This is a genomic window from Pseudomonas sp. MWU12-3103b (assembly GCF_023100615.1).
Taxonomy (GTDB): Bacteria; Pseudomonadota; Gammaproteobacteria; order Pseudomonadales; family Pseudomonadaceae; genus Aquipseudomonas; species Aquipseudomonas putida_A.
On sequence record NZ_JALMEY010000003.1, the window covers coordinates 287,792 to 309,167 of the forward strand.

At 49.6% G+C, this 21,376-nt stretch carries 18 protein-coding genes; 14 read left to right on the plus strand and 4 right to left on the minus strand.

All coding sequences use genetic code 11. The features are described from left to right. The first annotated feature begins 53 nt into the window (after positions 1 to 53). The 10 genes from M0808_RS07400 to M0808_RS07445 all read left to right on the plus strand — a co-directional run bounded on the left by M0808_RS07400 (position 54) and on the right by M0808_RS07445 (position 12,425). On the plus strand, positions 54 to 977 hold the full coding sequence (locus M0808_RS07400; protein WP_225135886.1) for a glycosyltransferase: 924 nt from the start codon (positions 54 to 56) through the stop codon (positions 975 to 977). Beyond that, on the plus strand, positions 974 to 1,936 hold the full coding sequence (locus tag M0808_RS07405) for an SDR family oxidoreductase (RefSeq protein ID WP_225135884.1): 963 nt from the start codon (positions 974 to 976) through the stop codon (positions 1,934 to 1,936). Before M0808_RS07400 ends, M0808_RS07405 begins: the two co-directional genes overlap by 4 nt. Beyond that, positions 1,933 to 2,940 (plus strand): glycosyltransferase family 4 protein, encoded by a 1,008-nt coding sequence (locus tag M0808_RS07410; RefSeq protein ID WP_247840526.1) that lies wholly within the window; start codon positions 1,933 to 1,935, stop codon positions 2,938 to 2,940. Before M0808_RS07405 ends, M0808_RS07410 begins: the two co-directional genes overlap by 4 nt. Before the next feature lie 519 nt (positions 2,941 to 3,459). Continuing rightward, complete coding sequence (locus M0808_RS07415; RefSeq protein WP_225135880.1) at positions 3,460 to 4,278, plus strand: ABC transporter permease; 819 nt, start codon at positions 3,460 to 3,462, stop codon at positions 4,276 to 4,278. Beyond that, positions 4,268 to 5,590, plus strand: a complete 1,323-nt coding sequence (locus M0808_RS07420) for an ABC transporter ATP-binding protein (protein ID WP_225135878.1) — start codon at positions 4,268 to 4,270, stop codon at positions 5,588 to 5,590. The genes M0808_RS07415 and M0808_RS07420 overlap by 11 nt, the downstream gene beginning before the upstream one ends. Then, entirely contained in the window at positions 5,587 to 6,789 is a 1,203-nt protein-coding gene (locus tag M0808_RS07425) for a class I SAM-dependent methyltransferase (RefSeq protein ID WP_247840528.1), read from the plus strand. The genes M0808_RS07420 and M0808_RS07425 overlap by 4 nt, the downstream gene beginning before the upstream one ends. A gap of 10 nt (positions 6,790 to 6,799) precedes the next feature. Next, complete coding sequence (locus M0808_RS07430) at positions 6,800 to 8,110, plus strand: hypothetical protein (protein WP_247840530.1); 1,311 nt, start codon at positions 6,800 to 6,802, stop codon at positions 8,108 to 8,110. A gap of 3 nt (positions 8,111 to 8,113) precedes the next feature. Then, positions 8,114 to 10,126: a hypothetical protein gene (locus M0808_RS07435; RefSeq protein ID WP_225135873.1), complete on the plus strand. Its 2,013-nt coding sequence runs from the start codon at positions 8,114 to 8,116 to the stop codon at positions 10,124 to 10,126. Positions 10,127 to 10,131: 5 nt separating this feature from the next. Next, on the plus strand, positions 10,132 to 11,073 hold the full coding sequence (locus tag M0808_RS07440; RefSeq protein ID WP_225135871.1) for an NAD-dependent epimerase/dehydratase family protein: 942 nt from the start codon (positions 10,132 to 10,134) through the stop codon (positions 11,071 to 11,073). Continuing rightward, positions 11,037 to 12,425 carry a glycosyltransferase family 4 protein gene (locus tag M0808_RS07445; protein ID WP_247840532.1) on the plus strand — a complete coding sequence of 463 codons (1,389 nt, stop codon included), beginning with the start codon at positions 11,037 to 11,039 and terminating at the stop codon, positions 12,423 to 12,425. The genes M0808_RS07440 and M0808_RS07445 overlap by 37 nt, the downstream gene beginning before the upstream one ends. A gap of 178 nt (positions 12,426 to 12,603) precedes the next feature. On the opposite strand, the gene M0808_RS07450 is transcribed toward M0808_RS07445, so the two are convergent. After that, positions 12,604 to 13,599: a glycosyltransferase family 2 protein gene (locus M0808_RS07450; protein ID WP_225135868.1), complete on the minus strand. Its 996-nt coding sequence runs from the start codon at positions 13,597 to 13,599 to the stop codon at positions 12,604 to 12,606. Positions 13,600 to 13,866: 267 nt separating this feature from the next. Between M0808_RS07450 and M0808_RS07455 the strand changes: the two genes are divergently transcribed. The 4 genes from M0808_RS07455 to fabF all read left to right on the plus strand — a co-directional run bounded on the left by M0808_RS07455 (position 13,867) and on the right by fabF (position 18,624). Further along, complete coding sequence (locus tag M0808_RS07455; RefSeq protein ID WP_225135866.1) at positions 13,867 to 15,876, plus strand: nucleoside-diphosphate sugar epimerase/dehydratase; 2,010 nt, start codon at positions 13,867 to 13,869, stop codon at positions 15,874 to 15,876. 110 nt (positions 15,877 to 15,986) lie between these two features. Then, complete coding sequence (locus tag M0808_RS07460; protein ID WP_225135864.1) at positions 15,987 to 16,322, plus strand: ComEA family DNA-binding protein; 336 nt, start codon at positions 15,987 to 15,989, stop codon at positions 16,320 to 16,322. Between the two features lie 212 nt (positions 16,323 to 16,534). Next, positions 16,535 to 17,332 carry an SDR family oxidoreductase gene (locus M0808_RS07465; RefSeq protein ID WP_247840534.1) on the plus strand — a complete coding sequence of 266 codons (798 nt, stop codon included), beginning with the start codon at positions 16,535 to 16,537 and terminating at the stop codon, positions 17,330 to 17,332. Between the two features lie 17 nt (positions 17,333 to 17,349). Next, positions 17,350 to 18,624 carry a beta-ketoacyl-ACP synthase II gene (fabF, locus tag M0808_RS07470; protein WP_150368267.1) on the plus strand — a complete coding sequence of 425 codons (1,275 nt, stop codon included), beginning with the start codon at positions 17,350 to 17,352 and terminating at the stop codon, positions 18,622 to 18,624. On the opposite strand, the gene M0808_RS07475 is transcribed toward fabF, so the two are convergent. From M0808_RS07475 to eat, 3 genes are all read right to left on the minus strand, one after another. Further along, complete coding sequence (locus tag M0808_RS07475; protein WP_247840536.1) at positions 18,621 to 19,178, minus strand: TetR/AcrR family transcriptional regulator; 558 nt, start codon at positions 19,176 to 19,178, stop codon at positions 18,621 to 18,623. The two genes, fabF and M0808_RS07475, sit on opposite strands and share 4 nt — an antisense overlap. Positions 19,179 to 19,336: 158 nt before the next feature. After that, a complete protein-coding gene (locus M0808_RS07480; RefSeq protein ID WP_003226857.1) occupies positions 19,337 to 19,504 on the minus strand; it encodes a DUF2897 family protein in 168 nt (55 codons plus the stop codon). 127 nt (positions 19,505 to 19,631) lie between these two features. Beyond that, a complete protein-coding gene (eat, locus tag M0808_RS07485; protein WP_247840538.1) occupies positions 19,632 to 20,996 on the minus strand; it encodes an ethanolamine permease in 1,365 nt (454 codons plus the stop codon). Positions 20,997 to 21,376 lie beyond the last annotated feature (380 nt).

Here is a 21,376-nt window from a genome sequence, read left to right on the forward strand (position 1 = left end):
TCGAAAGGCAAATCTTTATGCGATAGCAATTAACCGGTGCAAGCAGGAATGGCATGCCAGGAAAACAATTTAAAGTTGCAGTTTTACTGGCAGCCTACAACGGAGCGCAGTGGATCGAAGAGCAATTAAACTCGATCCTTTGCCAGGAAGCAGTTGATGTAACCATCTATCTTAGTATAGACCCGTCCAGCGATGGAACTGAGGCTTTGTGCGAAGCATATGCGAAGCTTCACCCGCAGGTTGTTGTTCTGCCAGTCGCCGGGATTTTCGGAGGTGCTTCGCGCAATTTCTTTCGATTGATGCGCGACGTTGATCTGGATGGATACGATTTTTTTGCGTTTTCGGATCAGGATGACGTGTGGTACGTTGATAAACTTCTGCGCGCAGTTCGTACTATACAAACCTTGAAGGTCGATGGTTACTCCAGTAACGTCACCGCGTTTTGGCCGGATGGTAGGCGGCAGTTATTAAATAAGGCTCAGCCACAAGTCGGCTGGGATTTCCTTTTTGAGGCTGCGGGCCCTGGCTGTACTTATGTGATGACCAAAAAGCTGTTAGAACCTCTAAAAGCCAGTATGTTAGCGAGTTGGGTCGACATTCAAGAGGTTAGTTTGCATGACTGGTATTGCTATGCTTTTGCGCGTAGCCATGGTTTTAATTGGTTTATAGACCCGAACCCCTCAATGGATTATCGACAGCATGATCGCAATCAGGTTGGCGCCAATACGGGGCTGAGTTCGCTCATTCGCCGTTATAAATCTATCCATGATGGATGGTGGTTTTCACAAGTTCAATTGATTGCTTTTTTGGTCGGAAAAGACACGGACCCATTCGTCCAGAAATGGTTGGCGTTGTCTCGCATGCAGCGAATAAAACTCTCCTTTAGCTTTTGGAGTTGCCGTCGGCGGGCGCGAGATAAAGTATTTTTTTTCTTCGTTTGTTGGGCGACTGCATTGACAGGAGGTAGGCTCGAATGAGCTGTCCTAAGGTTTTAGTGACAGGAGCGACCGGGTTTGTCGGAGAGGCCATAGTATTCAGGTTGTTGCTCGACAATCAGTTTATTCCTGTTGCAGCAGCTCGGGCGGGCTCGCGGTTGAACGGGTTGTGTCAAGTTATTCATTTTGACCTCGAGCAGTCGGCAGGATTGCCATCCCTCAAAAGTGTTGATGTTGTCATTCATTGTGCTGCGAGAGTGCACGTGATGCACGAGATTGCCGAAGATAGTCTGGCAGCCTATCGACGAGTCAATGTTGATGGGACTATTAACCTAGCGAAAAGTGCGGTAAGGGCAGGTGTTAGACGCTTTATTTTTATTAGTTCAGTTAAGGTTAATGGCGAACATACAGAACGTAACAATAGGTTCAAGGCTTCCGATGTCCCGGCGCCTGTCGATTCCTATGCGATCTCAAAATTCGAAGCCGAGATTGCCCTGCAAAACATCGGTCGGGAATCGGGGATGGAGGTGGTCATCATTCGTCCTCCATTGGTTTATGGCCCTGGGGTCAAAGCTAATTTCCTTAGTATGATGCGCTGGATCAATTGTGGATTGCCTTTACCACTGGGGAGTATTAGAAATAAGCGAAGTATCGTAGCTTTGGCTAATCTCGTCGACTTGGTGGTGACCTGTATTTCGAAGCCTGCCGCCGCTGGTCAAGTATTTCTGGTAAGTGATGGTGAGGATTTATCTACCACTCAGCTTCTGCGGCGAATGGCGTTTGCGTTGGGTAAAACATCTAAGTTATTACCTGTACCTGTAGTGGTGTTGAAAGTGGCAGCTTATCTACTGGGCAAGTCGAATTTTTATGCGCGTCTGTGCGGCTCGTTACAAGTCGATATCCGGCATACGCAAGATGTACTTGATTGGACTCCACCTCTTAGCGCTGATCAGGCATTACGCCAGACGGCCGACTATTACAGGAGCAGCCTGAAAAAATGATTGTTCTCTTGTTGATAGGGATATTTCTCGGCTCCTGTTTCTTAACTGGCTTCTTCCGTCGATACGCCATAGCTCGGAGTCTGCTCGATATTCCCAATGAACGTAGTTCACATTCGGTCCCAACGCCTCGTGGGGGAGGGGTATCTATCGTAGTGTTTTTTTTGCTCGGGTTGCCAATCTCATTCTTGCAAGGTTGGATCGAGTTGCCAGTAATGCTTGGTTTGATAGGGGCGGGGTTATTAGTCGCACTCATTGGCTTTGCAGATGATCATGGTCATATAGCTGCACGGTGGCGCCTGACGGGGCATTTTGCTGCGTCGGCTTGGGTTTTGTTTTGGTTTAACGGTGTGGCTCCGATCGAGATTATGGGTGTGTCGCTAGCATCCGGTTGGTGGGGGTGGGGCTTGGGAGCGCTGTTTCTGGTTTGGATGCTGAACCTATACAATTTCATGGATGGTATCGATGGCTTGGCAAGTGTCGAAGCAATTAGTGTGTGTCTTAGTGCCTCTCTGATCTATGTTCTACTAGGTTCCGTCGAGTTAGTATCGGGGCCGTTAATGTTGGCGGCCGCGGTGGGGGGCTTCCTGTACTGGAATTTTCCTCCTGCCAGAATTTTCATGGGGGATGCTGGAAGTGGTTTCCTGGGCATTATTCTTGGGGCGCTGGCTCTTCAAGCTGCCTGGCTTGAGCCTGGATTAATTTGGTGTTGGATTATATTGCTTGGGGTTTTCATTGTTGATGCTACATGGACGCTTGGTCGGCGATTGATTCGTGGTGAAAAAGTGTATCAGGCACATAGCACTCATGCTTATCAGTACGCGGCGCGTAGATGGGGCCATAAAAGGGTGGCGATGAGTGTGGTTGTAATTAATATGCTGTTTTTGTTTCCTGTATCCGTATTTGTTGTTCAGGGTTTTTTTAATGCGTTGGTCGGTATATGTATTGCGTATATACCGCTCGCGGGTCTCGCATACTTAATGAGCGCCGGAAAGTCTCAAATTTGAATTGATTTGCTATTCCTGAAGGGGGGCGTGTCCAATTCGATAATTTCTGAGGCCACAAAGTTTTATGGTCTGACTACGGTATTGTGAGGCGCGAGTATTTGCGGGATGTGGTGAACGTTGTTAGCTAAATCTGATGGGGCGGGTGGTCCTTGTTCTCTGGTATCTGGTCGCGACGAGGAGAGACGAGAGCGTCGGTTTCATGACGTTCATCGGGCTACCATTGGTGCATTTTTACCGTGGCCCGAGGAGCCGGTGGGAAACAAGAAGAAATCTTAAGCGGAGGTCTTGTGGAGCCATTGAGGGAGAGGTATAGGGGCGAAAAGACTTGAATTGCTGGCTTTCCATAATGACAACTACCTTGAAAAAAACTGCCGGGCATGCGACCTTACGACGGTTATGTGCGGCTCGCGACACAGTGCATCTGTGGCGTTACTTCAATTGGCCATCTCTGAGCCAGTCCATCAAAACAGCAAGAATTGCTGCTACCGTGTGCCCTAAGCACCCAGAGGTGTTTACCTGATGCAAAAGTTTTCAGCCAGCCCCCGTGAACTGGCAGCTAGTCTTTGGCGTAATCGTGGCTTGATCAATGCCTCTGTAAAGCGTGAAGTTGTGGGGCGATACAGAGGATCATTCATGGGGATCCTGTGGTCATTTTTTAATCCATTATTCATGCTTACAGTATACACGTTTGTATTCAGTATTATTTTCAAAGCTCGTTGGGGGGTGGGCAGCGACTCAAAAACAGAATTTGCACTCATACTTTTTGCCGGGTTGATGGTGTTCAGTCTTTTTTCAGAATGCATCATTCGCGCACCGGGGCTTATTGTCGGTAATCCAAATTATGTGAAAAAGGTCCTTTTTCCTCTAGAGATATTGCCTTGGGTTAATTTAGGTTCTGCTCTGTTTCATTTTTCAGTCAGCATGGTGGTGTGGTTGATCGCATACCTGTGTTTTTTTGGGTGGCCAAATATCACTATGCTTTATCTGCCACTCGTATTACTACCGCTTGTGTTTTTAATAATGGGAATAAGCTGGGCGCTGGCATCGCTCGGAGTTTTTTTGCGAGATGTTTCTCAGTTTATCGGGATTCTCACAACAACGCTTATGTTTCTTTCGCCAGTATTTTATCCAGTTACCGCTATACCAGAGCAGTATAGATCTTTCATTTATATGAATCCTTTAACGCCTGTGATTGAGAGTGTGAGGGGGATTCTATATTGGGGTGTGGCACCGGATTTTGGAATTTTAGGTATCTATATTGTAGTCAGTGTTCTTTTTGCTTGGCTTGGCTTTTTCTGGTTTCAAAAGACTCGTAAAGGATTTGCTGATGTGCTCTGACAATGTAGCAATTCACGTAAAAAATATAAGTAAGCACTATGAGATTTACGAACGATCTCATGATCGCTTGAAGCAGTTTATATTGCCGAAAATCCGACAAGCGTTAGGTCGTGCTCCAGGCCAATATTATCGATCCTTCAGCGCACTTAGTGATGTTTCGTTTGATATTTTGAAGGGGGAGACGGTAGGGATTATCGGCAGGAACGGTAGTGGCAAGTCTACCCTCTTGCAAATGATATGTGGCACATTGAATCCTACCAGTGGTGATATTACCACCAGTGGGCGTATTGCTGCGTTGCTAGAACTTGGGTCGGGATTTAATCCGGAGTTTACTGGCCGAGAAAACGTTTATTTAAACGCTGCGGTTTTGGGTTTGGAAAGAAAGGAAGTTGATCGTCAATTTGACGAAATTGCTAGCTTTGCCGAAATCGGGCAGTTCATGGACCAGCCAATAAAAACTTATTCCAGTGGTATGGTAGTGAGGCTCGCATTTGCGGTGCAGGCTCACCTGCGTCCAGACATCCTTATCGTTGATGAAGCGCTTGCTGTTGGTGATATTTTCTTTCAGCAAAAATGTATTCGATATATGCGCGAAAAGCTTGAAGCCTGCACCAAGCTATTAGTAACGCATGATATGCAGGCAATTTATAATTTTTGTTCTCGTGTGATAGTGCTGAACAAAGGAGCAGTCATTTTCAACGGCGACGTAAAAACAGGCATTGAAACGTTCATGAAAATCAATCATGGCGAGCCAGATGCTGTGTTTAAAGCGAATGTTTCCGATCCCCCTTTGTCTACTGCTATTTCGTCGCTCGAAAAGTCACCAGAGAGAAAACTCGTCCCAATTGAGGCTATGGGTGGCAAACAAACTATCAAATTTGAGAGCTTTTCAACCACAGTCAATGGTGTGGCTGTCGTCTCGGATAGCATGACTGTATTTCCTGGTGATGTGATTCTGATTGATATGGACATTATTGCTGTTGAGGCGGTTGAGGAAGCTATTGTTGGTTATTTGATTGTTGACCGTAATGGAATGTATGTATGTGGTGATAACTCACTCTCTATAGATCGTGGGTTTTCAATCAGCTCGTCTGGAAAGGTGAGTGCCTCCCTAAGCTTCAAGTGGCCAGCGATTGCCAATGGCGCGTACACTTTGACACTGGGGTTGGGTCGAGGTGTTGACCCTATGAATCATATTGTCGAATGCTGGGCGCACAGCCTGATTGCGTTCGAGAGTGTATCGCATACGCCTATTCATGGTTTGTTTACTAATAATCTTGTCAAGTTTGAATACGATGGAGTGGCGAGATGAGCAATATTTGCAATCTCTGTGGTAGTGAGGGTCTCGTATACTCGGAGTCTTTTTGGGGCGCTGATAATGTAGCTATTAATGTTGCTATTTGCAGTTGCTGTCAATCATTTATTCCAGAATATATTGTCGGTTCAGAGCCTGAAGTCAGCGCAACATTGCAGCAAGTGAAGTTTCATGAGGATTGGTGGGACGAAAGCAGTAAAGATGAGCTTGATGAGGTCCTCTCAAATGTCAAGAATCTTGTCGGCGATCTTCAGACATATTTGGGCTCAAATGATCCGGATAATCTTGTTATAGAGCTGGGTTCTGGAAGAGGCAGCTTGCTACGGGCTTTACTGGATGAAGGTTACAACGCTTATGGTTGCGAGCCTGCACCAAAACTCGTCGCACTGGCCCGGCAGCATTACGGGTTGGCTCAAGATAGACTATTCGAAATTCCCGGAGGTCAGTTTCTTGATCATGTGGTGCCGGCGCTTACCGGACATGTTCAAGCAATAGTGCTCTGGCACGTTCTCGAGCATTTGGAAAACCCAATGCAACTGGTTGGTAAGCTATACGAAATGCTCAGAGAGGGAGGGTGCCTTATCTTGCAACTTCCTATGTTCTGTAAGCAGTATGTGTATCCGGAACATTATTTTTTCCCTTCGCAAGCCACTTTCGAATATATGGCGAAAAGTGTGGGCTTTCAAGTCGAAGCTGTTGATTATGATTTGAATAACTTCTTTGTCACTGTTTGTTTTAGAAAAAGCACGCTGTCTGTGTTGAGTAAAACAAACGAGTTGATTGAAAAGATGAGTAACATGACGGCTTTCGCTCAAGCTGTTTTCCTCCGTGACGAGGTAATACAAGAGCGAGAAAAGGCTGTTGCAGCTCAGGCGCAGATCATTAATAGCAATATCCAGGGTATGAAGTTGATGGAGTCGCTCATATTTGAGCGAGATCAAACAGTTCACGCTCAAACCAAAATCATTGATGAGAAGGTTTTGGGGATGAACGTAATGACAACTATGATTGATGAGCGTGAAAAGAATCTCGAAGTTGCATCCGCGGTCGTCATCAGTCAAGAGGCAGAAATCAGTAGCATGGAATCTGTTATCAAGGATATGACATTGACAATTGAAAACACCCGCGAAGAATTGGATGGATATAAAAAATCTTTTTTGTTTAAGGCTGCAAAATTAATTCGTTTGATTAAGTGAGTAAGTGTCCATGAAACAGTTTGCGATTATTTCCCCAGCCCCTATCCGAGGTTCTGGTGGAGTGGCGAGGATTTTTAATTTTGCGGACGCCCTCACAACTGCTGGCTTTAAATGTGATGTATATGTCTTCGATGCAGGTATTAAGACAAAGGATCAGCTTAAGAAAGAGGCGTTCGATTTTTATGGCGCAAAGGGATTTAATATCTACTGTAACGCGAAAATTGATGGTTTTTATGACTATGTAATGGCGACGCGTTGGGATACGGCAAAAATCGTAAGGGACTCGAGCGCGAAGAATAAGCTTTATCTCGTTCAAGATTTTGAAGCGTGTTTCAGTCCTGTTGGTGATGGAACAGTATTTGCGGAGAATTCATACCTTTACGGTTTGCAGACAATTACTTATGGTAAGTGGCTGGCAACGAAACTAAATCGTCAATACGGTAATCAGCCCCATTTTTTGGACTTTTCGTCTGATCTTAATAGCTTTTCTGTGAAACGGAACTACAAGGAAAGGTTAAAAGAACGGCCGGCGATATGCTTTATTTATCAGCATGACAAACCTCGGCGATGCCCTCAGCTCGGTATTGAGGCATTAGGTATTGTCAAAAGTATGAGACCGGATGTAGAAATTATTCTAGTTGGAACGGATCAGAGCCCGCCGCTTTGGTTCGAGTACACCAATGCAGGCTTGTTAAATCTCGAAGGACTGAACGATTTATATAACAAGTGCCACGTAGGCCTGTGCCTTAGTTCCAGTAATCCGTCTTGCAATCCATTTGATATGATGGCTGCAGGGTTGCCTTCTGTCGAACTGTATCGAGATAACAACCTTTATGACCTGCCGGAGGGGGGAGTGCTGCTTGCTCACCAGACACCTGAGTCCATAGCTGAGGCTATCCTGTTTTTATTGTCTGATAATGAAGTACTACAAAGAATGTCGGACTTTGGTGTTAACTTCATGAAGGGCAGAGGAGCTGAGCAGGAAGTTGCTACTTTTCTGTCTATAGTTAATGAAATCGATGCGGGTGTCAGTAGTCGTCAGGTAGCTGGCGGAAAGATACCCACACGTTATTCTTTACCTGCGGTAGTAGCTCCGGCTTGTCAAGGAGCGGCTGTTGAAGCTCATGTTCAGGACCAGTTTAATTGTTTTCGGGACGAGCAAAATCCACACTCCGTGAGTTCTGCACGCGTGAGCACGCACGATATAGTGAAAACGTTAAGCCAGCCTGCTTACGTCGCGCCAGCAGGGAAAGGAATGGTGAGCTTGTTTAAACGAGGGGTGCGCTTCTTAAAGCGGGTTCTTCGCCGTCTTGGTGTTTGACGCATGCATAATATAAAGCTGGTTACTATTGATGTTTGGGATACTCTAATTCGTAGGGTATGTCATCCTGATGCGGTGAAAGTGCACACGTGCCGTTTTTTATTGTTAACTCGTTACTTTGACATTAAAGAAGATTTTAGAAGTGTCAAGGCCCTGCTCAATGCCAGGCGAGGTGCTGAAGCGCATGTTGGCGAAGTTCAAAGGGTTATGGGGTTCGACGATGAGTACCAACTGCGCGAGGTTTATTCCTGTTGGGTTAAGTCAGTTCTTACGGATGCCAGTAATTCTGATTCTATTGTCGATGATTTATTTGATGCAGAGGTTTCGCAGGAACGTAGAGTCTCTTACCAGGACCCTGATATCGCTTATGTACTCAAGCAGTATCCAGATGCCAAAAAGGTATTCGTTTCCGATTTCTACATGGGTGCGATGGAGCTGCAGAGCCTATTGACTCACGTTGGGTATGGTAAGGACATATCTTCGGGATATAGTTCGTGTGATGTTCGTTTGAATAAGCGGAGCGGCAAGCTTTTCCCTCATGTGCTGAATCTTGAGAACATCGAAGCCGAATATGTAATGCATATTGGCGACAACGCACACTCAGATGTGCATTCGCCAAAGCAGTTTGGGATTCAAACAACACACTTTCTTCCTAAAGAGCAGCACGCGTTGCGTTTGAAAAGAGAGTCTGCATTCGAAGATAACCAAGCTCTTATCAGAAGCGTTCTACGTGATCTGTCGAACGACGCATGCTTGGAAACCGATAGCCAACGGGCCAAGGATTTGTATAGAAGCGGTATTGCTAACTCGCCGCTATTGATCGGCTTTGTGCTCGATATTATGGAGCAAGCCTTAAAGCTAGGTCATGAAAAAGTATTCTTTTTCACTCGCGAAGGTGAATTTTTTAAACAGGTTTATGATGCGATTGCCGTTCAAGATCCATTCGGTGTTCCGATACCGGAAGCTGTTCTTCTTGAAGTCAGTCGTGTCGCAACCTTTTCCGCTTCATTGCCTGATGTTTCCCTAGATGCATTGATGCGCATCTGGACACTTTATAGCACCCAGTCAATACAGGCACTATTTCGTAGCCTGGGAATAGATATCGACAGTTTTTCCGATTTGATCAAATCTTATGGGATTCCTTTAGATATCGATGTCCAATATCCTTGGCTGGATAGTCGCTTCAAGGCTCTTTTTGGAGATGAAACGTTTAAAGCGAAGTTGCAAGTAAAGTTGTCTTTGAAAAGAGATGCTTTGCTGGGTTATTTGGCTTCCAAGGGCTTTCCTCGAGAGGGAAAGGCCGCCATTGTTGACATAGGATGGCGTGGAACGATCCAGGATAATTTGGCCTACTTGCTTCCGGAAGTGAGAATTGATGGTTTTTATCTTGGTCTTGATAAATTCCTCAATGTTCAACCTGGCAATACCAAGAAGTACGCTTTTGGACCTGACAGAAATGATTTCTCTCAATCCGATTCGACGCTCTTCGCAAAGGTAGCACCTATTGAAATGCTCTGTAACTCTCCAAACGGGAGCGTTGTAGCTTACAAGTTGGATGCTGGTGTTTTTATTGCTGAAAAATTAGTTCAAAACTCGGAGAATTCAATATTTTTCGACTCTGTTACTTATTTTCAGCAAGGTGTAATAAAAGCTGCTAGTGACGTAGGTAATGTTATTCGCTCTCACGCGGTAATGTCGGACTCTTTCAAAGAATTGGCGGTAGCTTGCTGGGCGGGAATTGTTGATATGCCTCCAGCAGTCATCGCTGATACTTTCTTCAAGCTTAATCATAATGAAAGTTTTGGTTTGGGGCGATTTGATGATAAGAGTGCGGTAATTCCCACGTCGATCTGGGTTAGAGCTTGTATTTCAGTCGGCGGGGTCAAGGCCTTGATCAGAGCGCTGGAAAGTACCGGATGGCCAGAAGGATACCTATCTCAGCGCGGCTTATTATGGATCTGGGGAGCTATTGAAAGAGCACGCCAGATAAAAAGTAAACTGACTAGGAAATCTTGATTCTTATGAAAATTACAGTGTTTGGCGGCGGTGGATTCATCGGTTCTACTATCGTGGACAGGCTGTTGCTTGACGGACATGATATTACGGTTTTCGAACGCCCACGTGTTGCTCGTTATCGGAATTTTACCGAAAGTGAGAGTGTCCGTTGGGTGACTGGTGACCTGCTGAGCAAGACAGACGTTGAGTCTGTAGTTAAGGGGGCGGAGGTGGTCGTGCATTTGGTCTCGACCACATTGCCTAAGAGCTCCAATGATGACCCGATATATGATGTTCAAACTAACTTGGTTGCTAGTTTGCAAATGATCGAAGCGATGACTACGCATCAGGTTGGTCGTATTGTATTTATTTCTTCGGGTGGTACGGTTTACGGACGTCCATGTTACACCCCAATTGATGAGTCACACCCTACTGATCCGGAGGTTTCGTACGGAATTACCAAGTTAGCAATTGAAAAATATTTGCTAATGTATGGCAAACTTCGGAATATCAAGCCTGTGATCCTGCGTGTCGCCAATCCTTATGGGGAAAGGCAGCGCGTTGAAACCGCTCAGGGTGCTGTCGGTGTCTTTATCAGTAAGGTACTAACGGGGCAACCTATCGACATCTGGGGCGATGGTAGTGTTCAAAGGGACTTTCTTCATGTAAGCGATGTTGCTGACGCGTTCGCCAAAGCTGTTACATATACAGGAACTGAAAGTGTTTTTAATATTAGTTCAGGTGTCGGTACCAGTCTTAATGAACTAGTGCAGTTGATCGGTGATGCGTATGGAGCAGTACCCAGTGTTGCCTATACCTCTGGCCGTCAATTTGACGTACCTGTGAGTATTCTAAGTAACAAGCGTGCACAGAAAGAACTGAACTGGACTCCTCAAGTTTCTATTGAAGAAGGGATTTCCAGAACGCTCAAATGGATGAGGGCAGAGCTGGAAAAGCCAGGAAAATGAAGGTTTTATTAACCGTACATCAATTTTTTCCAGATTTCTCGGCGGGTACTGAGGTACTTACCTATTCAGTTGCCAAAGAGCTTATTGGGAGAGGACATCAAGTAAGAGTCTTGACCGGACACCCCGAGAGCTCCGCGCTTCTTGAGAAGGGCAAGGAGGTTGAAGAATATGATTATGACGGCATTCATGTCTATCGTTATAATCACTCGAACGACCATGCCTTGGTTTCCGGGTCGAGGATGCAGCTCGATTATGATAATCCAATTGCTGCGGAAATTTTTGAACGAGTACTAAATGAGTTCGAACCTGATACTGTTCACTTTTTTCACTTGAGTCGATTGGGATCGAGCTTGATAACAAAGGTTTCTGAAAAAGCTATTCCTGCTTTTTTGACGCCCACTGATTTTTGGGTCATTTGTCCGAAAGCACGAATGAGCTACGCAGATGGTCAAGCTTGTTCCGGACCTAGCGCTAATGCCGGTAATTGTGCAATGCACCTTGCTGCTCAACCATTAGGCGCTCAAGCTGAAAGTCTTGTCAAATTTATCCCTTCGGCTGTCGGGGATTTTCTTGTTCGTAGTGTGCAGGACCAAAAATACTTCAATCTACGTAGCTTGAATGAAGTAAAAGCTTTGGGTAAAAGATTGCCTACCAATATCCAGCGACTCAATCGTTTGAATAAAATAGTGGTACCCAATCGTACGCTTGAAAACCTTCTTTTACAGTACGGTGTTGATAGAGAGAGAGTTGTTCTTTCCGCATACGGAATAAAATTTGATCAATCAATTGTGCGCAGCGCGAAAGCAGTAATTAGCTCTGTTTTGAGAATAGGCTTTATAGGGACGCTCGCTTCTCATAAGGGATGCCATGTACTCTTGGAAGCCTTTCAACTTTTGGACAAGGGTTCAGCTACTTTAAAAATATACGGGTCGGAAGCTGAGTTTCCTGAGTACTCACAAGAGTTAAGGGCTCGCTCGGAGGGGAACTCCTTGATTGAGTTTTGCGGCACCTTTCCTAATAGTTCAATTGGCGAGGTGCTCAGTGAGTTGGATGTTTTGGTGGTGCCTTCGATATGGACGGAAAATACGCCACTTGTTATTTATTCAGCTCAGGCTGCTGGCTGTCCGGTTTTGGCATCTGATGTTCCAGGGATAGCGGAGGCCATCGAAGATGATGTTAATGGTTTGTTGTTTCAGCGCGGAAATTCGAAAGCTCTGTACCAATGTTTGCAAACGCTTATACGTGACCAGAAAAAATTAGAGAGGCTCGCCCTAAGTGCACCGGCCCCTAAATCGATTGCGACGTATGTTGATGAGTTGTTGGTGATTTGGGGGCAAAGTCCCAGTTTGTAAAAGTATAATTTGGCTTGAAATATTAAGTGCATCTCTCGACGTGACTGTATTTCGTTTATATGGCTAGTATATCCATGGTCGCCGATCTGCCTGATAATAATCAGGCATGGCGTGAGCCGGTGAACACTGTTCAGTGAATTCTGTGAGTACAGTCATGCAGTCTGACTAAAATTTATTTTTAAATTTTGTTCAGGCAGACTGCAATCATCAGGATGATATTGTCCGTGAAGGTCTGACGGTATATGCCTGATTTTTTCATAAGGCGAATTCTTTTGAGTATGGAGCTTTCCCTACCGGTTTTGAAATTTTTCAAAGTCTTTTGATTTTCTTCAGTCAGCCTGTCCTTGACTACTTCAAGAGCTTTCAGATTTAAATTGCTCCATTTTCTGAAGCGTCCGTCGATCAGCTTGCTGAGACGTATTAGCTTTTTTTTCGCGCCAGAACCGGCACCAATGATGTTGCCACTGTGTTGGCGGTATTCCAATGTTGGTTCGAGATCAAATATAACTTTTCCACCGCAAGCGGAAGTCAGAAGATAGGCTAGCCAATCATGTGCGACAATCTCTTGTGATTCTGGAATCAAGTTTAGCAGGTCGCGCGCTGCGCTGTTCAGCAGCATTGTGTTCGCTCCGGAAATACTCTGTACTAGTGCATTTTTGAAGACGGGAGCTCGTTTGAACTCAGGTGAATATCCGATGATGTTTCTATATTCGTCAATAAGCCTGGTTCTTGAACAATAAAGTGCTGGTACATTGGCAGGGGAAGTAGACAGATGTTGCATGCCTCTTTCCAGCTTGTTACTCACCCAAATATCATCCTGGTCACAAAATGCTATAAAATCTGCATTTATATTTTTGCTTCTTACCAAGGACATAAAGTTTGCTGCGAATCCCTTGCGAGGACCCGGAAAAATAATAATTCGGTCTTCACCGAGCAATAGCTGATATTTTTTCAGTAATTCTATTGTTGTGTCGGTAGAACCATCATCGGAAACGTACAATGTCCATTTCTTATACGTCTGAGCAAGAATGGAGTCTATTTGCTCTTTAAGAAATTCTTGACCGTTATACGTGCAGAGCAGGATGGCTATTTCATGAAAAGAGGGCGATCTGACAATCGGTGCTACGATTTGCGCTGTATCAGATTGATTTGGCCGGGGTGGTTGCTGCTCCATGCGTCCTCGCATTTGGGTAGAAATTGCGTTGGCGTTGCGTAAAAATTAGACTGTCGGCCTATTGACGTCACGTCGACAGTACTGAGCAGCAGATAAAGAGCGTAAGGGTATGTATTTTATCCGCTTGGGAGGTTTAATCTCTACTATTTTGAGCTCTAATGCCGGATGAGTTCTTTCGGGTTGCTCGCTATAAGCCGGCAATTCACATGCCAAAGATGTAAAAAATTTTATGATACGCATGCTTGGTTGGGAGTGACCGGGATCAAAATGGAAGGACGCGGATTGGGCAATTTACGGGCGCTCCTATTGGGATTGCCTCGACAGAAGAAGCGCCTGCTTCAAGTGGTCACTGACGTATTTCTCGTCTGGACGGCGCTTTGGGGCGCTTTTTTGGTGCGTTTGGGGATTGAGGATTTGACAGAGCCTGTCAGAGCGCACTTTTGGCTTTTCGTCTACGCTCCAGTGGTCGCTATTCCGCTTTTCATTCGCTTTGGCATGTATCGTGCTGTCATGCGCTATTTCGGAAACGACGCGCTGATCGCCATCATCAAGGCCGTCAGTCTTTCATCACTGATTCTGGCGCTTGTCGTCTATTGGTATAGCAACCATCAGGCTATTGTCCCCCGCTCAATCATTTTCAATTATTGGTGGCTCAGCCTCGTCATCATAGGCGGCCTGCGCCTTTGCATGCGGCACTATTTCATGGGCGACTGGTTTACTGCTGCCCAGCACGTTCCCTTCACCAGCCGTGATGACGGTCTGACCAAAGTCGCGATCTACGGCGCAGGAGTTGCGGGCAATCAGCTTGTTGCAGCATTGCGGATGGGGCGGGTGATGCGACCTGTGGCATTTATCGATGATGACCCGGGTATTTCTGATCGTTCAATTTCAGGCCTGCAAGTCTACAAACCGAAGCATATCCAGCAAATGATCGATGAGACTGGGGCGCAGGAAATACTGCTCGCTTTGCCTTCTTCCACTCGAGCCCGCCGTAGAGAAATTCTCAATTTGCTGGAGGGTTTCCCACTTCATGTACGTAGCGTCCCCAATTTCACCGATTTGGCCAGTGGTCGGGTCAAGGTGGAAGATATCCAGGAAGTAGATATCGCCGATTTGCTTGGTCGCGATGCAGTGCCAGCTCAGCCTGATCTGCTTGAGCGCTGCATCAAGGGCAAGATCGTGATGGTCACGGGTGCTGGCGGTTCAATTGGTTCTGAGCTTTGCCGACAAATTTTCTCGCTAGGGGCTACGACACTTTTGCTGTTCGAGCACAGTGAGTTCAATCTTTACAGTATTCTCTCAGAGCTGGAGCAACGGAGCATTCGCGAGTCGGCTCCTGTACGATTATTGCCTATCCTCGGTTCGATTCGACATCCGGACAAATTGCTTGATGTCATGAAAACCTGGCAGGTTGATACGGTCTATCATGCTGCGGCTTACAAGCATGTTCCAATGGTTGAGCACAATATTGCCGAAGGATTACTGAACAACGTCATTGGAACACTCAACACTGCTCAGGCTGCGCTCCAGTCCGGCGTCTCGAACTTCGTTCTGATTTCCACTGATAAAGCTGTGCGCCCCACCAATGTCATGGGCAGTACCAAACGCTTGGCGGAACTGACACTTCAGGCCCTCAGTCGGGAGGTTGCACCAGTGTTGTTCGGTGATAATGCCAATGTTTCTCGAGTCAACAAGACTCGGTTCACAATGGTGCGTTTCGGCAATGTGTTGGGTTCTTCAGGTTCTGTTATTCCACTGTTCCATAGTCAAATCAAATCCGGCGGGCCTCTCACGGTCACCCACCCCAAAATTACTCGCTATTTCATGACTATTCCTGAGGCTGCGCAACTGGTTATCCAGGCTGGCTCAATGGGGCAGGGCGGTGATGTCTTTGTGCTGGACATGGGCGAACCTGTAAAAATCGTCGAACTAGCAGAGAAAATGATCCATTTATCGGGGCTGAGCATTCGCTCAGAACGTAACCTGCAGGGCGACATATCCATCGTGTTCACTGGACTTCGTCCGGGAGAGAAACTCTATGAAGAGTTGCTCATTGGCGACAACGTGGCGTCCACAGCACATCCGATGATCATGACGGCCAATGAGGATCATTTGGCCTGGGATGTACTGAAGATCCGCCTTAATGAGCTGCTGGTCGCGGTAGAAAGGGATGACTATTCTAGAGTACGGCAACTCCTGCGCGAAACCGTCAGCGGCTACACCCCCGACGGCGAGATCGTCGACTGGATCCACCAGCAGCGCCGCCTCGAGCCCTGATTGTTTCACATCCTGTAACGGACGCATTTTTGACTTGTCCCGATCATCGCCTAAGTTTGAGGAGCAGCTTCGGAAAAGCTGCTTTCTCAATTGATGATGGAGCGTCACTTATGCGTACCGGTTATTTCTACTCCCTGATTTTTGCTCTGCTGACCAGCGCCTCGATTGCTGCAATCGCTGCGCCTGTGGCGCCGTCCGATACGAGCAAGACCCCTCTGGTGATGGATTCGTCAGCCAATTCCGACGTCCAGAAAATCGATCTCAACGGGGCTGATGCCGCCACCCTTCAAAAAGAGCTGGCGGGCGTTGGAGAGGCCAAGGCTAAGGCGATTGTTGCATATCGTGAAATAAACGGGCCGTTTGCATCCGTGGATGAGTTGCTTGAAGTGAAGGGCATCGGCAAGGCGATCCTGGATCGCAACCGCGACAAGCTGGAAGTGAACTAAGCTGATTATTCAACGCCAAGGGGCCGGTCATTGACCGGCCTTTCTGCTTTCTGGTGGTAGAGATGCGGCAGAGAGAGGGGCGGCGCGTTTGTCGGTGAGCTGAAAATTATGGGTATCATATTGTCTTTGGATTATGCCTATAATAATTTCCGTCACCTCCAGGCCAGCGAGCGTTGGAGGCCTATCTCCCAATATGTTTCAGGAGCGCTCTCATGAGTTCAGTCCAGTCTCAAGGTACCGCTGTCGTCACTGGCGCATCGTCCGGTATCGGTGCCATCTACGCGCAGCGGCTGGCAGCGCGTGGTTTTGATTTGCTGTTGGTGGCACGTGATCAACAGCGTCTGGAAAGCGCAGCGAACCAGTTGCGCGAAGCGTACGGTGTAAAGGTCGAAGTGCTCAAAGCCGACCTGACGCAAAAGAACGATGTCCTCAAACTCCAGCAACGCCTGCGCAGTGATTCGAGCATCAGCCTGTTGGTGAATAACGCAGGGGTCGCAGCCGATGGTTTGCTGGCCAATTCCGACGCCGAGCAACTGGAGCGTCTGATCCAATTGAACGTCACCGCCGTGACGTTGCTGGCCTCGGCAGCCGCCGCCAGTTTCGCCAAGGCTGGACGCGGCACGATCATCAATATCGCCTCGGTAGTGGCGCTGTTTCCAGAACGCTTCAATGCAACCTACAGTGCGAGTAAAGCCTACGTGTTGAGCCTGACTCAGTCGCTCAACGCCGAGCTGGAAGGTACAGGCGTGAAGGTGCAAGCGGTGCTGCCCGGCGTTACCCGCACTGAAATCTGGGAGCGTTCCGGCATCGATGCCAGCGGCATTCCGGCGGAGATGGTGATGGAGGCTGGCGAGATGGTCGATGCGGCACTCGCCGGTCTGGATCAGGGCGAGTTGATTACCATCCCGTCGCTGCCTGACGAGGGTGAATGGCAGGCCTTTGTGCGTGCACGACATGTCATGGCACCGAATCTGTCGCGCAGCTCCGCGGCCCAACGCTACAAAAATTGATCAGAGGTAACTGCGGTATGAGTCAGCGTCGAATTGTTGTCACCGGTATGGGCCTGGTTTCGCCTTTGGGCAGTGATCTCGAGATTGTCTGGCAGCGTTTGCTCGCCGGGCGCTCGGGCTTGCGCAATTTGCCGGAGGCGGTGAGCGCAGATCTGCCGACCCGGGTCGCCGGGATGGTGCCAACGGCGGCGGAGGACGTCGAGGCCGGTTTCGATCCGGACCTTGCCACGCCACCCAAGGAACAGAAAAAGATGGATCGCTTCATCCTGTTTGCCATGGAAGCGGCGCGCCAAGCGTTGGCGCAAGCCGGATGGCAGCCGTCCGAGGCCAAGGATCAGGAGCGCACCGCGACCATCATCGGCTCCGGTGTTGGCGGGTTCGGTGCAATCGCCGACGCCGTACGCACCACCGACAGTCGTGGCCCGCGTCGGCTGTCGCCGTTCACCATTCCATCGTTTCTGGTCAATCTGGCGGCCGGTCATGTGTCGATCCAGCACGCTTTGAAAGGCCCGCTCGGCGCACCGGTGACTGCTTGTGCTGCCGGGGTCCAGGCAATCGGCGATGCTGCGCGGATGATTCGTGCCGGTGAAGCGGATATCGCGGTTTGCGGCGGCGCGGAAGCCTGCATCGATCGGGTCAGCCTGGCCGGTTTTGCCGCGGCGCGAGCGTTGTCCAGCGGTTACAACGACACCCCCGAACGTGCCTCACGACCCTTTGATAGCGGTCGCGATGGTTTCGTAATGGGTGAGGGCGCCGGTCTGCTGGTGATCGAATCGCTGGAGCATGCACTGGCCCGCGGCGCGCAGCCTTTGGCTGAGCTGGTCGGTTACGGCACCACTGCCGACGCCTATCACCTCACCGCCGGGCCGGAGGACGGCAGCGGTGCACGACGCGCGATGCAGTTGGCGCTGGCTCAGGCGGGTGTTGCGCCAGATCAGGTGCAGCATCTCAATGCGCATGCGACCTCGACGCCGGTGGGCGATCTTGGTGAGTTGGCAGCGATCAAGGCGCTGTTCGGTACGGAGAATAAAATCGCCGTGACTTCGACCAAATCCGCCACCGGGCATTTGCTCGGCGCTGCCGGCGGGTTGGAAGCGATCTTCACCTTGTTGGCCATCCGCGATCAGGTCGTCCCGCCGACGCTCAACTTCGACAATCCCGATCCTGCGAGTGCGGGTGTAGATATCGTTCACGGTCAGGCGCGGTCGATGCCAATCGAGTATGCCCTGTCCAACGGTTTCGGTTTTGGCGGAGTGAATGCCAGTGTGCTGTTCAAGCGCTGGCAGGCTTAGTCCTGCGATTGCTTGAGGTAATCGCGCGTGACGTCGAGGATGCGTTGGGCAAGCTCGACGTCAGCGACACTGCGTGACAGCAAGAGCGCGCCGACCAGCGTCGACATGATGACAATGGCCCGGTCGGCGTTGTTGTCGCCCTCGAGGGTGCCTTCGATTTGACTCAGTCGGGCATTGAGTACCGCATCACTGGTCGGGCTCGGCTGGCCGCGCAGACCCAGCTCTGAGGAAATGGTCAGCAGCGGACAGCCTTCGTGCGGGGAGGTCTGATGCCATTCGGACAGGTAGGTGTCGATAAACGCCTGCAGCGGCTGTTCTTGGGCAAAGATCTCGGCGCACAGGCCATCGACTTGATTGCTTGCCTCCTGCAAGGCTTTCTCGACCAGTTCGTCCTTGGATTTGAAGTGTGAGTAAAAGCCGCCGTGGGTCAGCCCCAGTGCTTTCATCAGGGGTTGCAGACCGGTAGCACCGATGCCGTCTTTGCGAAATCGCGCCGAGGCTTCCTTGATGATCCGCTGATGGGTTTGAGCTTTATGATCTTGCGAGTAACGCATGTGGAACTCTCCGCAACAAGACCACCATCTTAACCAAGGTAAATGACATGGTGACTGTACTTCTACTTCTTAAAAGCGCGCCGCTGAGTCCAACACGATCCTTGGAGTTAATACTCCCACAAAAAACAAACCCCGCCGATTCAGGCGGGGTTCTTCGTTCAGCGATCCTGCGCGTCTTTGATGTCCGCTTCGGCGTTGCGCTGCGCAACGCGTTTGCGTTCTTCATCGGTCAGTTCAACCTTGTTGGCGGTGTCGCGCAGCATCATCAATCCGCCAACGATCGAGCCGATTGCAACGACCAGAATCAACCAGGCATACCAGGGCATAACGGCTCTCCTTAATGGCAGCTCGGCGGGCGAGGGTTTCACCAGCGACGCTGCATACCACTTTGAGCGAAGTGAGTTCGCAGTGGTTCCATTCTAGGCCGGTTAAGCCCGGTGTACCCGAAATCCCTCAGCGGCCGGTCAGCATCGCATCGGCCGGAGCGTCAGCGCGCAGTTGCCCGGTCAGCAGGAAGTAGCCGAAGCCGACCGCCATGAAGCCAAGGAAAATCAGCCCGATCAGTGCATTGAACCAGGCCATGGCGATCAGGCACACCACTGCCAGCACCAGTGCGATCAGCGGAATCAGCGGATAGCACGGCGCACGGAAAGTCCGCTCGAGATTGGGTTCGGACTTACGCAATTTGAACAGACTGAGCATGCTCATGATGTACATCACGATCGCGCCGAACACCGCCATGGTGATCATCGCCGCAGTGAGGGTCATGCCGCCGAGGTTGATCAAACCATCGCTGTAGATCGCGGCGATGCCGATGATGCCGCCGGCAATGATCGCGCGGTGCGGGGTCTGGAAGCGCGAGAGTTTCGCCAGCGACGCCGGCAGGTAACCGGCGCGGGCGAGGGCGAAGAACTGCCGCGAGTAGCCGAGGATGATCCCGTGGAAGCTCGCCACCAGACCGAACAGACCGATCCACACCAGCATGTGCAACCAGCCGGAGTTGTCGCCGACCACGGTCTTCATCGCCTGCGGCAACGGATCGTTGATGTTCGCCAGGGTGCGCCAGTCACCGACGCCGCCCGCGAAGAACATCACGCCCATCGCCAGCAACACCAGGGTCAGGATCCCGCTGATGTAGGCCTTGGGGATCGTGCGCTTCGGATCCTTGGCTTCTTCGGCGGCCATCGCCGCGCCTTCGATGGCGAGGAAAAACCAGATCGCAAACGGAATCGCGGCGAACATTCCGGCAATCGCTGGCGGCCCGAACACATCGGAGCCGGCCCAGCCGTTCAACGCAAAGCTACTGAAGCTGAACGCTGGCGCGACCACGCCCATGAACACCAGCAATTCGATCACCGCCAGCACGCAGACGATCAGTTCAAACGTCGCGGCCAGTTTCACCCCGAGGATGTTCAAAGTCATGAACATGATATAGGCGCCGACTGCCGCGTGTTTCGGGTCGAGCGCTGGAAATTGCACATTCAGGTAGGCGCCGATCGCCAGCGCAATCGCCGGAGGTGCGAAAACGAATTCGATCAGCGTGGCCAGCCCGGCGATCAGCCCGCCTTTCTCACCGAACGCACGACGGCTGTAAGCGAACGGCCCGCCGGCATGGGGAATCGCCGTGGTCAGTTCAGTGAAGCTGAAGATGAAACAGGTGTACATCGTGGCGACCATGAACGAGGTCACTAGAAAACCCAGCGTGCCAGCCACGCCCCAGCCGTAACTCCAGCCGAAGTACTCGCCGGAAATCACCAGCCCGACGGCGATGCCCCACAGGTGCAAGGTGCCAAGCGTGGGTTTGAGTTGTGTGTTCATGCGCATGCTCCCGGAACGGTTTGGAAAGCTCGGGGGAGGGCGTGTGCAGCGGGCGTGCCATTGCTGGGAGTCAGGTCGTAATGCGCTGAAAGCTGTCGTATCGGGGATGTTCGCGGCTGGATGAGTGTTTTTTGTGCGCCAGTTGGGTGCGATGTTGTCGGTTATGCCGTCTTCGCGAGCAAGCCCGCTCCCACATTGGATCTGTGGCGTTTACAAATCCCCTGTGGGAGCGAGCTTGCTCGCGAAGAGGCCCGCCAACACGACGCAAAACCCACCTGTAACGAACGCATAAACCCACTCTTTACGCTTTCTTTATGCGCCGCCGCACCCCTCGGTCTCGTTCCTTTACAGCCTCCTTTCCGACAATGCCTCCACACGCG

Coding starts and splice junctions, on each gene's coding strand:
- M0808_RS07455 (WP_225135866.1), top strand. CDS start 13,867: ATGGAAGGACGCGGATTGGGCAATTTACGGGCGCTCCTATTGGGATTG.
- M0808_RS07415 (WP_225135880.1), top strand. CDS start 3,460: ATGCAAAAGTTTTCAGCCAGCCCCCGTGAACTGGCAGCTAGTCTTTGG.
- M0808_RS07430 (WP_247840530.1), top strand. CDS start 6,800: ATGAAACAGTTTGCGATTATTTCCCCAGCCCCTATCCGAGGTTCTGGT.
- M0808_RS07445 (WP_247840532.1), top strand. CDS start 11,037: ATGGATGAGGGCAGAGCTGGAAAAGCCAGGAAAATGAAGGTTTTATTA.
- M0808_RS07410 (WP_247840526.1), top strand. CDS start 1,933: ATGATTGTTCTCTTGTTGATAGGGATATTTCTCGGCTCCTGTTTCTTA.
- M0808_RS07405 (WP_225135884.1), top strand. CDS start 974: ATGAGCTGTCCTAAGGTTTTAGTGACAGGAGCGACCGGGTTTGTCGGA.
- M0808_RS07480 (WP_003226857.1), bottom strand. CDS start 19,504: ATGCCCTGGTATGCCTGGTTGATTCTGGTCGTTGCAATCGGCTCGATC.
- M0808_RS07475 (WP_247840536.1), bottom strand. CDS start 19,178: ATGCGTTACTCGCAAGATCATAAAGCTCAAACCCATCAGCGGATCATC.
- M0808_RS07460 (WP_225135864.1), top strand. CDS start 15,987: ATGCGTACCGGTTATTTCTACTCCCTGATTTTTGCTCTGCTGACCAGC.
- M0808_RS07400 (WP_225135886.1), top strand. CDS start 54: ATGCCAGGAAAACAATTTAAAGTTGCAGTTTTACTGGCAGCCTACAAC.
- fabF (WP_150368267.1), top strand. CDS start 17,350: ATGAGTCAGCGTCGAATTGTTGTCACCGGTATGGGCCTGGTTTCGCCT.
- M0808_RS07440 (WP_225135871.1), top strand. CDS start 10,132: ATGAAAATTACAGTGTTTGGCGGCGGTGGATTCATCGGTTCTACTATC.
- M0808_RS07450 (WP_225135868.1), bottom strand. CDS start 13,599: ATGGAGCAGCAACCACCCCGGCCAAATCAATCTGATACAGCGCAAATC.
- M0808_RS07465 (WP_247840534.1), top strand. CDS start 16,535: ATGAGTTCAGTCCAGTCTCAAGGTACCGCTGTCGTCACTGGCGCATCG.
- M0808_RS07425 (WP_247840528.1), top strand. CDS start 5,587: ATGAGCAATATTTGCAATCTCTGTGGTAGTGAGGGTCTCGTATACTCG.
- M0808_RS07435 (WP_225135873.1), top strand. CDS start 8,114: ATGCATAATATAAAGCTGGTTACTATTGATGTTTGGGATACTCTAATT.
- M0808_RS07420 (WP_225135878.1), top strand. CDS start 4,268: ATGTGCTCTGACAATGTAGCAATTCACGTAAAAAATATAAGTAAGCAC.
- eat (WP_247840538.1), bottom strand. CDS start 20,996: ATGAACACACAACTCAAACCCACGCTTGGCACCTTGCACCTGTGGGGC.